This window comes from Rhizobium sp. BK456 (assembly GCF_014194045.1).
In the GTDB taxonomy this organism is placed as follows: Bacteria; Pseudomonadota; Alphaproteobacteria; order Rhizobiales; family Rhizobiaceae; genus Rhizobium; species Rhizobium redzepovicii.
This window is the reverse complement of sequence record NZ_JACIAO010000012.1, coordinates 1-13,876: the sequence shown is the minus strand read 5'-3', so window position 1 is coordinate 13,876 and position 13,876 is coordinate 1. Positions and strand designations below refer to the sequence as shown.

Genomic DNA, 13,876 nt, shown 5'->3' with positions numbered 1-13,876 from the left:
GACGCATTTGCGCCACCGGGTGATTTGAGCAAAGAAACGTGGTTCCAGGAATGCTCCGACCAGCACGTATTCACGTTCATGCCGGAATAGTATTTTGGAACAAGTCGTTAAGCTTGAACACGACCTCCGTCCTGTTCGTTGCCTTGACCTTTTTCATGATGTTGCGAACATGAACCTTGACTGTGCTTTCTCGCAGGTTCAGTTCGTAGGCAATGATCTTATTCGCCTTCCCGCGGCGCAGTGCCGCGACGACTTCGGCCTGGCGATCCGTGAATATTCCGGCCAATGGATGCGCTGTCGGATTGTTCGACTGCATCAAGTGGCGCATGGCGAACAACGCGCTTGCGGGCACGAAAAGTCCTCCTGCGACCGATAGCGCAATCAGCTCCATGCAGACGCTAATGCTGACGGAGGCAGGTATGTATCCCTTTGCTCCGTAATCGATCGCCCTGACGATCTGGGCGAAGTCGTCGCTATCGGACAATATGATGACCGGTGTCGATACGAATTCCGACGAAAGAGCCTTGATCTGCTCCGAAACGACAGGGTCGTCGACCGTCTTGCCGCCGACGTTCAAGAGGATTGCCGAAAGCGGAGGATATTCTTCACGCTTTTGCTTCCACTCCTCAATCGATCCGAACGCCAGAATTACGAAATCCGCCGTGTGTGCGGCCATGCATTGCGCAAGGCAGTGCCGGTCAAGTTCCCTTTTATCGAGAATGACAAGCGAATGCTTTGACTTTGACGGTCCGGCAAGCGCTGTCGAACCATCGTCTATCTCCAACGGAAGAGATATGTTTTCCTGCCTGTGGCTTATATTTATTGTATCCAACGCCCTATCCTCCCAGCCTTTTTTACGCGGTACTTCAAAGTCGAATATCAAACCCCTCTGTAAATATGGGAGTTTAATAACCAGAAGTGCTAAACTATTAACACAGTTTCCAAGATGTTAAACTAATTAATAGTGGTTATCTCAACACATAAGTTCCACGCAAATATACAAATGGCTACATAGTTGAGAATGATCGATCTCGGCTAATTCATTTGTATGGCGGGGCGTCAGGTTGCTACATATATATAGTCGAATGCGCTAAACCCATGTAAACTATGCCCGTCCTCGACGTGGAGGATCAGGATCGCTCGGCGCGTGACCTGTCGCCGCCGATGGTCGATGGTCATAGACGTTCGCATGCGCTCGTCATCCGATTTTCGTAAGCAGATACGCCTTTAGGTGAATGAGCTTCAACGTTTTGTTTCTTTACTCAGATGAAGAAAACAATTCTTTTTGAAGGGAAGGAAATATTTGCTCTGACGAAACGAAACCTTGGATGCATTCTTGCGATGGCCGGTTTCACCCACGTCAGGGCCTGTTGAAGCGTAGGGGGCGAGTTGGGATGATTGCATCGAACGTCAACCTGGGTGACGGCTGCGTTATCCACCATCGGGATCTTGTGAATCTCTACGGCTGTACGATAGGCGCGGGAACGCGCATCGGCACCTTCGTTGAAATCCAGAAAAACGTCCTCGTCGGAAAAGACTGCAAGATCTCCAGCCATTCCTTCCTTTGTGAAGGCGTGACGCTGGAGGACGGCGTTTTTATCGGCCACGGGGTCATGTTCACCAATGATACCTACCCGCGCGCCGTCAATTCGGACGGCAGTCTGCAGACGGAGGCCGATTGGGTCGTCATCCCCACTCTGGTCAAGCGCCACGCATCGATCGGCAGCAACGCCACCATTCTGCCCGGCGTGACCATCGGCGAGGCCGCACAGGTCGGCGCCGGCGCTGTCGTAACGAAGGATGTGCCTGCCGGCGCCATTGTTGCCGGCGTTCCGGCGAGAATCACCGGTCGCGTTCATGACCGGTCAGTTGACATGCAAGTGTTGGGAGGAATGCGATGATCGGCATTGCTGTAGTTGGGTATGGGTATTGGGGCCCGAACCTGGTTCGTAACATCTCTGAAGCGGCCGGCGCGCAGCTCCTTTCAGTTTGTGATCTCAACGTCGAACGGCTGGCGGCTGTGAAAAGCCGGTATCCGGCGGTGACGATCACCGACAATTTCGAGGAAGTTCTGCGCGATCCGAGAGTGGATGCAATCGCCATCGCAACCCCGGTCTCGACCCATTTCAAGCTCGCAATGCAAGCGATGATGGCCGGAAAGCATGTCTTCGTCGAAAAGCCGATGGCATCGACGACGGAGGAAGCCGCCCGGATGGTCGAGGAGGCCGCGCGCAGACGCCTCGTGCTGGCCGTGGATCATACCTTCGTTCACACCGGCGCCGTCCGCAAGATGCGCGAACTGGTCGAAAGCGGCTTGGGCGACTTGTATTACTACGACTCGGTTCGGGTCAATCTGGGGCTCTTCCAGCACGATGTCAGCGTTATCTGGGATCTCGCGGTGCACGACCTGTCCATCCTGGACCATGTTGTGCAGGAAAGGCCGGTGGCTGTGTCTGCGACGGGCATGAGCCACGTGCTCGGTGAGCCGGAGAACATCGCCTATCTGACGCTTTTCTTCGAAAGCAAGCTTATCGCCCACATCCACGTCAACTGGCTGGCGCCGGTCAAGGTGCGCCGCACGCTGATCGGCGGCAGCAACAAGATGGTCGTCTACGATGATCTGGAGCCCAGCGAAAAGATCAAGGTTTACGACAAGGGCATCACGCTGAACCCGAATTCCCAGGCCTACGGGGAGAAGGTGCATCAGATGATGGTCGGCTACCGCAGCGGCGACATGTGGGCGCCGAAGCTCGATATGACCGAAGCGTTGAAACGCGAGCTGGATCAGTTCGTCGATTGCATCGAGCAGAGCTCGCGGCCCATTACCGATGGCCAAGCCGGGCTGCGCGTTGTTCGCATCCTTGAATCCGCAAGCCGGTCGCTCGCCCAGCGCGGTCGCATCATTGAGCTCGAAGAGGCGAGGCGCATTGCATGATCCCGTTCCTGGACCTCAAAGCACAATATCAATCGATCAAGAGCGAAATCGACGCCGCCGTGCTCGGCGTGCTCGGCTCGGGACAATACATACTGGGCGAGGAGGTCGCCCGGCTCGAGCAGGAATTCGCGGATTATTGCAACGTCAAACATGCGATAGCCGTCAACACCGGGACGAGCGCCCTGCATCTGTCGCTGCTCGCGGCAGGTGTCGGCCCCGGCGATGAAGTCATCACCGTGCCGTTTACCTTCGTCGCGACCGTGTCGGCGATCTGCTACGCAGGTGCACGACCGGTGTTCGTCGATGTGGAGCCCGTGACGCTGACGATGGATCCGGCTCAGCTCGAGGCAAAGATCACTCCCCGAACCAAGGCCATTATTCCCGTCCATCTCTACGGTCAGATGGCCGATATGGACGCGATCAAAGCGATTGCCGACCACCACCGGATACCGGTCATCGAGGACGCCTGCCAGGCACATGGAGCGCAGTATAAAGGCGCGCGCGCCGGCAGCATCGGCGCATCCGGCTGCTTCAGCTTCTATCCCGGCAAGAACCTCGGCGCCTGCGGCGAGGGCGGTATCGTCGTCACGAACAGCGACGATCAGGCCAAGACGATGCGCATGCTGCGCGACTGGGGTCAGGAACAGCGTTATCACCATCTGCTGAAGGGCTTCAACTACCGCATGGATGCCATTCAAGGTGCGATCCTGCGCATCAAGCTCCGGCACCTCGAAGCCTGGACCGAAGCGCGGCGCTCCCATGGCCGCCGCTATTCGCTGCTGCTCGGCGGTTCGCCGAATTTGAGGACGCCTGTCGAAGTCGCCGACCGGCGTCACGTCTACCACGTCTATGCCATCAGAAGCCGCGATCGCGACGAGCTTCAGCGCGGGCTGAGCGCGGAGGGCATCCAGTCCGGGCTGCACTATCCGATTCCCGTTCACCTGCAGAAGGCCCATGCCGACCTTGGGTACCAAGCTGGCGATTTCCCAATCTCGGAAGCCGCCGCACGGGAGGTGCTCTCGCTGCCGATCTATCCCGAGATGCCGGCGTGGCACGTCGATCAGGTGGCCGCTGCGCTGGAGTACGCCTATGTCAGCTAGTCGTGCCGGCGAGGCCCGGGTCGTGCAGGCGGTCCATGGCCGTCATGAAAGGCCGGCGGACCCGGCCTACCAGGCTGGGTTGGCCGAAGAACTCAGGCAATCTTATGGGCGTGCCGGCCTGATTGAGCTCTACGGTCGATTCGCGGCCGGGGACGGTGTCATCGATACTCTGATGCGAAAGGCCATCTGGCAAGCGATCGCGCGAAGTTGCGGCGCAGGATTGCAGGTTGCAGGCGGTGCCGGTTTCAAGCATCCGGAAACATTCGAAATCGGCAATGGCGTGTTTATTGGCGCCCAGGCCTATATCCAGGGACGCTTCGACGGTACCTGCGTGATCGGCGACAATGTCTGGATCGGGCCGATGGCCTATTTCGACGCGCGCGATCTGGTGATCGAGGATTGTGTCGGCTGGGGACCTGGCGCCAAGGTGCTTGGCTCCAGCCACACGGCCCTGCCGGTCGATGTGCCGATCATCCGCACGGATCTCGAAATCAAGCCGGTCCGTATCGGCGCGTGGGCCGACATCGGAACCAACGCCACAATCCTTCCCGGAGTGACCGTCGGCAAAGGCGCGATCGTCGGTGCGGGCGCTGTTGTCGTCTCAGATGTCGAGCCGTTTTCAGTTGTCGCCGGCGTGCCGGCGAAGTTCATACGCTGGCGCACGGAGGCTGATCCTGTGCTGGATATATCGCATGGAGGAAGATCGTGAGAAATCAACGGGTGCTCATTACCGGCGGAGCCGGCCTGATCGGGTCGCATATTGCCGATCTCGTTGCATTGGAAAAACCGCGTGAGATCATCATTCTCGACAACTTCGTGCGCGGACGCCGGGATAATCTCAGTACGGCAATAGCCAGCGGGTACGTTAATATCATCGAGGGAGATATCCGCGACAGAACGCTTCTGGCAAAAGTCTTCGAAGGCGTCGATATCGTGTTCCATCAGGCCGCCATCCGCATCACGCAATGCGCGGAAGAGCCACGACTGGCTTTTGATGTCCTTGCGGAGGGCACGTTCAATGTTCTCGAAACTGCCGTCAAGGCCGGTGTTTCGAAGGTGGTCGCTGCTTCCTCGGCTTCCGTTTTGGGGCTGGCCGAGAGCTTTCCCACAACCGAAGAGCATCATCCCTACAACAACCGGACGATCTACGGCGCGGCGAAGGTATTCAACGAGGGGCTGATGCGCAGCTTCGCGGAAATGTACGGTCTGCGCTATGTCGCGCTCCGTTATTTCAACGTCTACGGGCCGCGCATGGACGTCTACGGCGCCTATACGGAGGTTCTGATCCGTTGGATGGAGCGTTTGGCGGCGGGAATGCCGCCCCTCGTCTACGGGGACGGCAGCCAGACGATGGACTTCGTCGATGCCCGCGACATCGCCCGCGCTAACATTTTGGCGGCGAAAAGCGATGTCACGGACGAAGTGTTCAACGTCGCGAGCGGCAGGGAAATAAGCCTGCTGCAACTCGCCAAGATGCTGAGCGACATTATGGGCTCCTCACTTGAGCCGGAGCATAAAGAAGCCCGCACGGTCAACGGCGTGACTCGTCGTCTTGCCGATATCAGCAAGGCCGAACGGCTCCTCGGCTTCAAGGCGGAGATCTCCATGGAGCAAGGACTTCGTGATCTCGTTGCCTGGTGGCAAATGCAGACCGACGCAGGGGGGCAGGCAGCATGAGTTCATCTCAATCTACAATACTGGCGACAATCCCGGTCGCCAAACCCGTCCTCGGGGAGGAAGAGGCTGAGGCTGCGCGCCGCGTTATTCTGTCGGGATGGGTGACGCAGGGGCCGGAGGTCGCGGCTTTCGAGCGTGAATTCGCTGCCTTTGTGGGCGCCGCGCATGCTTGCGCCATGTCCAACTGCACAACTGCGTTGCATCTGGCGCTGAAGGCGGTCGGCGTATCCGCCGGTGATGAAGTCGTGACGGTCAGCCATTCTTTCATCGCGACGGCAAATGCGGTTCGATACTGCGATGCGGTGCCCGTTTTCGTTGATATCGAAGACGATGGTTACAACATCGACGCCAGTCTGATCGAAAGGGCAATCACGCCCCGCACCAAGGCAATTCTCTGCGTGCATCAACTCGGCATGCCTTGCGATCTCCGCGCTGTCGTCGAGATCGGCAAGCGCCATCAGATACCGGTCATCGAGGATGCCGCCTGTGCGACGGGAAGCGAAATCCTGTGGGATGGGCGTTGGGAAAAGATCGGCAAAGCGCATGGCGACATTGCGTGCTTCTCCTTCCACCCCAGGAAGGTCGTCACCACGGGCGATGGCGGCATGCTGACCACGGCCAATCCCGAATATGACCGGAAGTTCCGGCTCTGGCGCCAGCACGGCATGAGCGTCACCGATGCCGTTCGTCACGGGTCGAAGCAGGTCATCTTCGAAGACTATGACGAGTTGGGTTTCAATTACCGGATGACCGATCTTCAGGCGGCCGTCGGACGCGAGCAATTGCGGCGGCTGCCGGGGTTGGTTGCCCAGCGCAGGCTGCTTGCCGAGCAATATTGCGAACGTCTGCAGACGATTACCGGGCTTTCCCTGCCGGCCGAGCCGCGCTGGGCTCGCAGCAACTGGCAGAGCTTCTGTGTGAGATTGCCCGATACGGTCGACCAGAGGGCCGTCATGCAGACGCTGCTCGATCAGGGTATCTCGACGCGGCGTGGTGTGATGAACATTCACCTGGAGGGAGCCTATTCAGGTGAGAGCTCCTATCGCGCAGCCTCGAGCCTGATGCGAAGCGTATCTGCGCAGCAGCAAACCATCATCCTGCCGCTTTATGCCCAGATGACGGTGTCTGACATGGACCGGGTTGTCGAGGCACTTCGCGCCGCCGTTGCGGAAGCGACCGTCGGAGCGGCTGCCGTGCAACCTGCCAGGGATGTTGCTCTCGCCTGAACAATCGGCATAACGAAGAATGCGCGCATCTTCGGATGCGCGCATTGTTCGTTATGCTGATTTCGTGATCCATCCGCGGATGATTGCCGGCACGGATTCCGGCGGAAGCAGGTCGATCAGCATGCGCAGCGAATAGAGCCCGCAGAGAACGACGGCGACGAAGCCGATCGCCGTCGCCGGCCATAGCGGCAAAATCGAGAACATCAGGAATACCAGTCCCGATGCAGGCAGGAACAGCAGCGCATGTCTGCGATTGGCGGCGGACCAGCGAAAACCGGTCAGCCTCCGCACGATCACATAGATCAGGATGCTGTGCCAGACATAGAGGCCAAAAAACGCCATGCCGGCGCCGCGCGTACCGAACAGCGATACGAAGAGCCAGGCAAGCCCGACATGCACGACTGCCGCCGCAACCTCCGTCCAGAAGAAGATCGCCTGGGTACGCTTCGCCACGACGATGAAACCCATCGGCCAAGCAATGATCCGCAGCATCATTCCGAGGCAGATCCAGCGCAGAAGCTCGACTGCCCCATGAAATTCAGCCGAATAGAACAGGCTCATCATCAGCGGCGCGAGCGTCAGCGTGCCGAGCAGGCCGGGGCCGGCGAGCAGCATGCTGATTTCCGCCTGTTCATTGACCAGCCGATTGCATTCGGCACTGTTGTCGATCGTTGCGGTCAGGCGCGGATAGAAATCCGTCCCCATGGCCTGCAGGATGAAACCGGCGTATAGACCGCCGAGGCCCCAGGCCGCCTGATACAGTCCGGCCGCCATGACGCCGCCCTCCTTCAGCACGATGAGACGGATGGCATAGGCCGCACCGAAGGTCAGAAGTCCGCTTGCCATGAAGACGAAACCGAGCCGGAGCAGCGCCGACACCTCCCGGCTGAACTGGCGCGCCGGCATTGGGGATGGATGCGGGAAGATCCGCCGGCTGTACCACCAGGTCGGAAGGATCGAGGCAGCTGCAATGACCACGAGCGACGGTGCGATCGCCTGGACCCCGAACAGGTAGACCAGCGGGATACTCACGGCCGTACCGATGAGCCCGGCAAGCACGTTGATGCGGGCAAGATCGGCAATGCCGCGCAGGCCCTGAATCAATGCGCTCTGCCCCGCAGACACCAGCCGGAAGAAAACGGCGAGCGACAGCAGCACAATGCCGCCGACGTGCTGGAAATCACCGAAAGTGAAACTTGAGACAGGATATGCCAATGCGGCGAGAAGAACCGCCCCAAGCAGCGCCAGCACCACCGATATGCGTCTCAGCACGGTTGCCGACTGGGCAATCCTCGCTGAGTCGCCGGTGCCGGCTGCCTCAGCGACTTGGCGCACGCCACTGCCGCCGACGCCCAGACCCGCGATAGACTGCGCGATATCGACAATCGAGCTATAAAGGCCCATAAGCCCGATGCCCTCAGGCCCGAGCAGGACGGCCATCGCCTTGTTTCTGATAATGCTGAGTGCGACATTCACGAGCGAAGCGCCGCCCATCAGCATCGTCGACTTGAGGATCTCGGTGTAGGTCTGGCTGCCGGGTGGGGTAATGCGCAAAGTCATCGGAAGCCCCCAGCCGTGTGTCCTGTGCCGGCGTTCAATCCCCGCCGCAGGCTCGATTGCAGCACATGCTTTTCGCTTATCACCGGCTTACCTGACTGATATGCGCCTCGGTCTGAGCAGGTAGAGCTGCGGCGTCTTCGGACGGCGCATCGGCGATGCTGCGGCTCCGGGTTACCCTGATCACGTCGCCCGGCGCTAACTCGGTCGTTTCCAAGGCCTGGAATTGAGTGACCTGTCCATTGTCCCGCCGGTTCACGACGAACGTCAGGGGGAGTTCGTCAACGCGGTTATTCACGTTGGCGCCGTTCGCCAGGTCTTCGAGAAGAAGTTGTTGCGTGGTGTCGCGCTTCAATTTCAGCTGATCGAGATTGGCTCTTTCCGCCTGCACCTCGGACGCGATCTCGCTACGGCGAGTGTCGGAAAGTCCCTCGAGACTGCGCGTCGTCTCGTTGGTTGCCTGGCGGCCCCGCATGATGGCGGTGACGAGGTCGAGCCGGTCGGAGCGATAGGTGGTGAGCAACCGTTCCAGATCCATCTGGCGTGAGCTGATTGTCAGGCCCTTCTGGACCAGCGTCTTCACGCTCGTCAGTTGCTCCTCGACCGACTGGATATTGTCATCCGAGCCTTTCAGCTTTTCTTGCATTGTTTCGATTTCCGCCGTCAAGAGATTGCGCAATTCGACGAGCGCCACCGACTGTTTGTCCAGTGCGTTTGCACGGGCCTGAAAAATGACCCGCTCCTCCTCGTAGATACTCTCGGCATATTGCCGATCGGCAGCGGGCGGCGGATCGAAGGCGATCTCTTTCTTCCCGGCCATCTCCGCTTGCAGCCGCGCGAGTTTTGCCGAACCGCGCAGCAGCGAATGGTCGATCTCCCGCAAGTCGCCGGCAAGCCTGATCGTCTGCGATTGCTGCTGTGCCGCAGCCCGCAACGGGCCGCCGCTCATGGCCAGGGATTGCAGGACGCTGAGGCCAGAGCGAAACTTGTATTCTCCCGGCGCTACCACGTCTCCGACGACGTAAATGGAGGGATAGTCGAGGATATCGATGGTCACCGCAGGCGCCTGGGCCAAACCCATCTTCGCTTGAAGGCGCTTGGCAATTTCGCTGGTAAGGCCCGCATTATCCAGATTTCCAACCGACAGCGACCCCAGAAAGGGTAGGGAGACCGTACCTGCATCCGAAACCGTATAGTCGCCGCCAATCCCGTCCCATCGCTCAAACTGGCCTTTGGACTGGATCCATTGGACGATTGTCAGGCGGATTCTCGTTTGTGGCGCCAAGGGGGAGCTGTCGGCGACAGCAGACGGCACCGCTCCGGCGAGAAAGGCGAGTGTGCTGATGACAAACGTCGCGCGAAAGAACACGCGAGGGGCGCGGTGCGATAGATTCATATGCATGTCTCGCCTGCAAACATTCTTACACGGACGCTGATACGATTACCTTGAACTCTGCTCGAACGCCGGAACCAAATTCCGAAGCTGCATCGCCAGTGTGCAGTCTGGCGAAGCCTTGAGGAAGGTGGAGGTCGTTTGCTTTGCCACATCAATATTGATGAGGTGGGGAGGGTGCTTCAGCCTAAATTGAGTAGAAACATGTATCGTCGGTGCCGCACACAGGCGTTGTCGCGCAAAATCAACAGGTTCTGCACGCAGAAATAGGCGCGCTCGCTTCGGTGAAGCGCAACCCCTCGGCAGCGCCTGTATGCTCCGGATCGCCGATCTTACCGCACGATGACCCACCGCTTCGCTCTCTTCGCGGCTGCGAGCCTTGCACAGGAAACCGCAATCTCCGCCATCACGCATCTGATCCATCGCGCGGGCGCGCAACACGGCCGCTTGCCAAAAGGATGCCGCCAGTAGAGCGAAAGGAGTAGGATATACTCTGCTAATTTTCGACTATACTTCAGAACTTCGCGTTTAAGCGATATAGATTCGACCCTGACAATCTCGCGAGGTACCTGCCATGTATCGCAACGCTCGCCGGTGGACTTCGCGCTCACTCCTGCTGGATTCGCTGGTCCCCCGATGGTTGACTGTCGGCGGAAAGGAAAGGCCGCGCAAGCCGGCCGGAAAGCAAGGGGATGATGCCCAACTCGCGGCAGGGGTGCAAACGGCGGATGGAAACAAGCAGGCTCCCCTTGTCGGCGATCCCCATAAGGACGCGGCGCTCAACAAGCACGACGTTGGGCAGATCGCGGGCGTGGACGGTGACTCTGACGGTCGGGCCGACGACGGCGTTGTAGCGCCGCCCTTGCCCGACGCTTTCACAGTCAATCGCGAAATCGGAAAGCGAAGCGCTAATAGAGCCGCGTCCGTACTGTCAGTTCATATGCCGGATTTTGCCCCTTTCGAGGGGAACGCGCACGGACTTGCATTCGGGTCGGCATCACCCCTTTACCGCACCTACGCTGGAATGAACCTCATAGGCGACGATCCTTTGGCGCCATATCTGCCGCAAAGCCCTTCACCGACCTCGTCGGGCCACGATTCTGCCGCCGTCGCCAGCGAGCGTGCGCACTCGGGCAAAGTCGTCATTCTCGAATCGACGCCGTCGGCGCAGTCGACCGTGCAGCATGCTGGTGCAAATGCCCTGGCGGTTGGCATGCCCTTTGGTGTGTGCGGGTGCGGCTACTATACGTCCCCCACACGGATTCTCGATTACGCCCATAGCGGCGCCCTGCTTCAGCAAGATGGTCAGTTGCCGGGATCAAAGCTGACCGACGGACCGGACTATGCGGAGGCGATCAAGAAGGCCATCGGAGCCTCGGTCAGCGACCCGCTTCTCGATCGTAGCCTGTCTCCTCTCTCAGGCTGGCGCGGAACCGCAACGTGGACAGAATCAACGGCCCTGAACGGATCGTTGCCAGGCGGCGGAGAGACCGGAAAGGGCACTACCACGAAGGGTGTCGGCACCCTTTCCGGCTCGGTGACGACGCCGTCTCCACCTTCTGCGCAGCGATCGTTGACGACGCAAAATCTGGCGGCCGCTGCGGCGGCGGCCAGCAACGCGATCGTCCTGGAAAACCAGAAGCAGGGCAACCCGGAGAGCGAGTGGGGTATCGACGGTGCCGGCAGCACCAACATCGAAGGCTTTGCGACCGACATCAGCGTCGACAACGGCAAGACGATCAACTTCAAGATCAACACGAATTCTACCAACTACCGGATCGATATCTATCGACTCGGCTACTATGGCGGCATGGGCGCGCGCAAGGTCGCGACAATGCAGCATACCGGATTGCAGACCCAGCCCAGTCCGTTGCGAAATGCGACGACCGGCACGGTCGATGCCGGCAACTGGGCGGTTTCGGCTTCGTGGACCGTACCTGATGATGCTGTCTCAGGCGTCTACATCGCCAAGCTTGTGCGCCAGGATGGCACCTCTGGCGAAAATCAAATCCCGTTCATCGTGCGCGACGATGCCAGCCACAGCGACATTGTCTTCCAGACCGCAGACGAGACCTGGCAAGCTTACAACGGCTGGGGTGGCGCAAACTTCTATGGCGGCAACGGCCCAGCGACGGGCCAGGGCGCTGGTCGCGCCTATGCCGTCAGCTACAACAGGCCGATTGCAACCCGCGGCGGGGTCGGCACCTATGCCGGCCCGCAGGACTATCTGTTCGGCGCCGAATATGCTGGCATCTACTGGCTGGAACAGAACGGTTATGACGTCTCCTATATGTCGGGTGTCGACGTCGACCGCTATGGCAGTCTCCTGCTTAATCACAAGACCTATATCGATGCCGGGCACGACGAATACTGGTCGGGACAGCAGCGGACCAATGTCGAAGCCGCGCGCGACGCGGGCGTCAACCTGATGTTCTGGAGCGGCAACGAAGTCTATTGGCGCACCCGTTGGGGCAACGCCTACAGCGCCGACGGCACGCCCTATCGCACACTTATCTCCTACAAGGAGACATGGGCGCCTGGCAGCAGCATCGACCCTTCCAACGAATGGACGGGCACCTTCCGTGATCCGCGTCTCAGCCCACCTGCCATCGGCGGCGGAAACCCGGAAAACTCGCTGACCGGGCAGTTGTTCAAGGTCGACGATGTCGGCAGCAATCTCGCCGCGATCACCGTCGGATACGACGACGCCAACCTGCGCTTCTGGCGCAATACGAGCGTCGCCAATCTTCAGCCTGGCCAGACGGCAACGCTCACCAAGAACTATCTTGGTTACGAGTGGGATGAAGCGACTGACAACGGCTTCGATCCGGCTGGTCTCGTCAAGCTCTCATCGACGACGCTTCCGGTCAGCACCTACCTGCTCGACTACGGAAACACGACCGGCAATGCGACTGCGACCCACAATCTGACGCTTTATCGGGCGCCCAGCGGTGCGCTGGTGTTCGGCGCCGGTACCGTCTACTGGACGTGGGGCCTGAGCGACAATCATGACAATCAGGCGACTGCGACCGATCCCCGCGTGCAGCAGGCTATGGTCAATCTGCTGGCCGATATGGGCATTCAGCCCGGGACGCTGCAATCCGGGCTCGTTGCGGCAACGGCTTCGGCGGATCATACTGCACCGACTTCGGTGATCACGGTGCCCGCCACGGCGGCCGTTGGATCCACCGTGACGATTACCGGCACAGCTACCGATTCAGGAGGCGGGGTTATCGCCGCGGTCGAGGTCTCGACCGACAACGGGGCGAGTTGGCATCCAGCGACCGGCGATGAGAACTGGACTTATAAGTGGTCGCCGCAGACCGCGGGCACCTACACCATCCGATCTCGCGCAGTGGACGACAACGTCAACCTGGAAACACCCTCGACGGGTCGAACGGTCACCGTCAGCGGGCCGAATTACACCTCTCTCTTCGGTGCAGCGACACCGGCGGTGATCAACACCAACGATACCTCGGCCGTTGAACTCGGCGTGAAATTCCAGACCTCCTTGGCGGGCACCGTCACCGGCATTCGTTTCTACAAGAGCGACCTCGATACGGGAACGCATACAGGTTCACTATGGTCGAGCACTGGTACACGGCTTGCGACCCTCACCTTCACGAACGAGACGACCAGCGGCTGGCAGACTGCCTATTTCACCAGTCCGGTGTCACTGACAGCCGGGCAAACCTACACGGCGTCTTACCACACGAATACCGGTCATTATTCCACGACCACCAACTACTTCACCTCAAATGTGACCAGCGGTCCGCTGACAGCACCGGCCAGCGGCAATGGTGTCTACCGCTATGGCAACAACAGTCAGTTCCCCACGACCACATTCCAGTCGACGAATTATTGGGTCGATGTGATGTTTACCACGCCGAGCTCGAACACGACGCCGACGGCGGTTGCCGATGCGGGCGATGCGACCGAGAAGGGTGGCGTGGCCAACGGTTCGGGCGGCGTGGTTGCCAGCGGTAAC

General features: G+C 59.6%; 10 protein-coding genes. 7 read left to right on the top strand and 3 right to left on the bottom strand.

Translation table 11 applies throughout. The features are described from left to right. Positions 1–76 precede the first annotated feature (76 nt). Positions 77–832 carry a response regulator transcription factor gene (locus tag FHX03_RS27635; protein ID WP_097627783.1) on the bottom strand — a complete coding sequence of 252 codons (756 nt, stop codon included), beginning with the start codon at positions 830–832 and terminating at the stop codon, positions 77–79. 562 nt (positions 833–1,394) lie between these two features. Here FHX03_RS27635 and FHX03_RS27630 point away from each other — a divergent pair. Genes FHX03_RS27630 through FHX03_RS27605 form a run of 6 tightly spaced genes read left to right on the top strand, consistent with a single transcriptional unit; the run spans position 1,395 to position 6,938 of the window. Then, on the top strand, positions 1,395–1,901 hold the full coding sequence (locus tag FHX03_RS27630) for an acyltransferase (RefSeq protein ID WP_097627782.1): 507 nt from the start codon (positions 1,395–1,397) through the stop codon (positions 1,899–1,901). Further along, positions 1,898–2,935, top strand: coding sequence for a Gfo/Idh/MocA family protein (locus tag FHX03_RS27625; RefSeq protein WP_097627781.1), 1,038 nt, complete (start codon positions 1,898–1,900; stop codon positions 2,933–2,935). The genes FHX03_RS27630 and FHX03_RS27625 overlap by 4 nt, the downstream gene beginning before the upstream one ends. After that, positions 2,932–4,035 (top strand): DegT/DnrJ/EryC1/StrS family aminotransferase, encoded by a 1,104-nt coding sequence (locus tag FHX03_RS27620; protein ID WP_097627780.1) that lies wholly within the window; start codon positions 2,932–2,934, stop codon positions 4,033–4,035. The genes FHX03_RS27625 and FHX03_RS27620 overlap by 4 nt, the downstream gene beginning before the upstream one ends. Then, complete coding sequence (locus FHX03_RS27615; protein WP_097627779.1) at positions 4,025–4,744, top strand: acyltransferase; 720 nt, start codon at positions 4,025–4,027, stop codon at positions 4,742–4,744. The genes FHX03_RS27620 and FHX03_RS27615 overlap by 11 nt, the downstream gene beginning before the upstream one ends. Continuing rightward, positions 4,741–5,712 carry an NAD-dependent epimerase/dehydratase family protein gene (locus FHX03_RS27610; RefSeq protein WP_183856390.1) on the top strand — a complete coding sequence of 324 codons (972 nt, stop codon included), beginning with the start codon at positions 4,741–4,743 and terminating at the stop codon, positions 5,710–5,712. Before FHX03_RS27615 ends, FHX03_RS27610 begins: the two co-directional genes overlap by 4 nt. Further along, positions 5,709–6,938 (top strand): DegT/DnrJ/EryC1/StrS family aminotransferase, encoded by a 1,230-nt coding sequence (locus FHX03_RS27605; protein WP_183856388.1) that lies wholly within the window; start codon positions 5,709–5,711, stop codon positions 6,936–6,938. The genes FHX03_RS27610 and FHX03_RS27605 overlap by 4 nt, the downstream gene beginning before the upstream one ends. 51 nt (positions 6,939–6,989) lie before the next feature. Here FHX03_RS27605 and FHX03_RS27600 read toward each other — a convergent pair whose 3' ends face one another. Together FHX03_RS27600 and FHX03_RS27595 are read right to left on the bottom strand one after the other, a co-directional pair. Then, on the bottom strand, positions 6,990–8,498 hold the full coding sequence (locus tag FHX03_RS27600; RefSeq protein ID WP_183856386.1) for an O-antigen translocase: 1,509 nt from the start codon (positions 8,496–8,498) through the stop codon (positions 6,990–6,992). Between the two features lie 79 nt (positions 8,499–8,577). After that, positions 8,578–9,891: a polysaccharide biosynthesis/export family protein gene (locus FHX03_RS27595; RefSeq protein WP_183856556.1), complete on the bottom strand. Its 1,314-nt coding sequence runs from the start codon at positions 9,889–9,891 to the stop codon at positions 8,578–8,580. Positions 9,892–10,462: 571 nt separating this feature from the next. On the opposite strand from FHX03_RS27595, the gene FHX03_RS27590 reads away from it, so the two are divergent. Next, positions 10,463–13,876, top strand: a 3,414-nt coding sequence (locus FHX03_RS27590; protein WP_183856384.1) for a N,N-dimethylformamidase beta subunit family domain-containing protein, incomplete at its 3' end; no start/stop codon positions are given.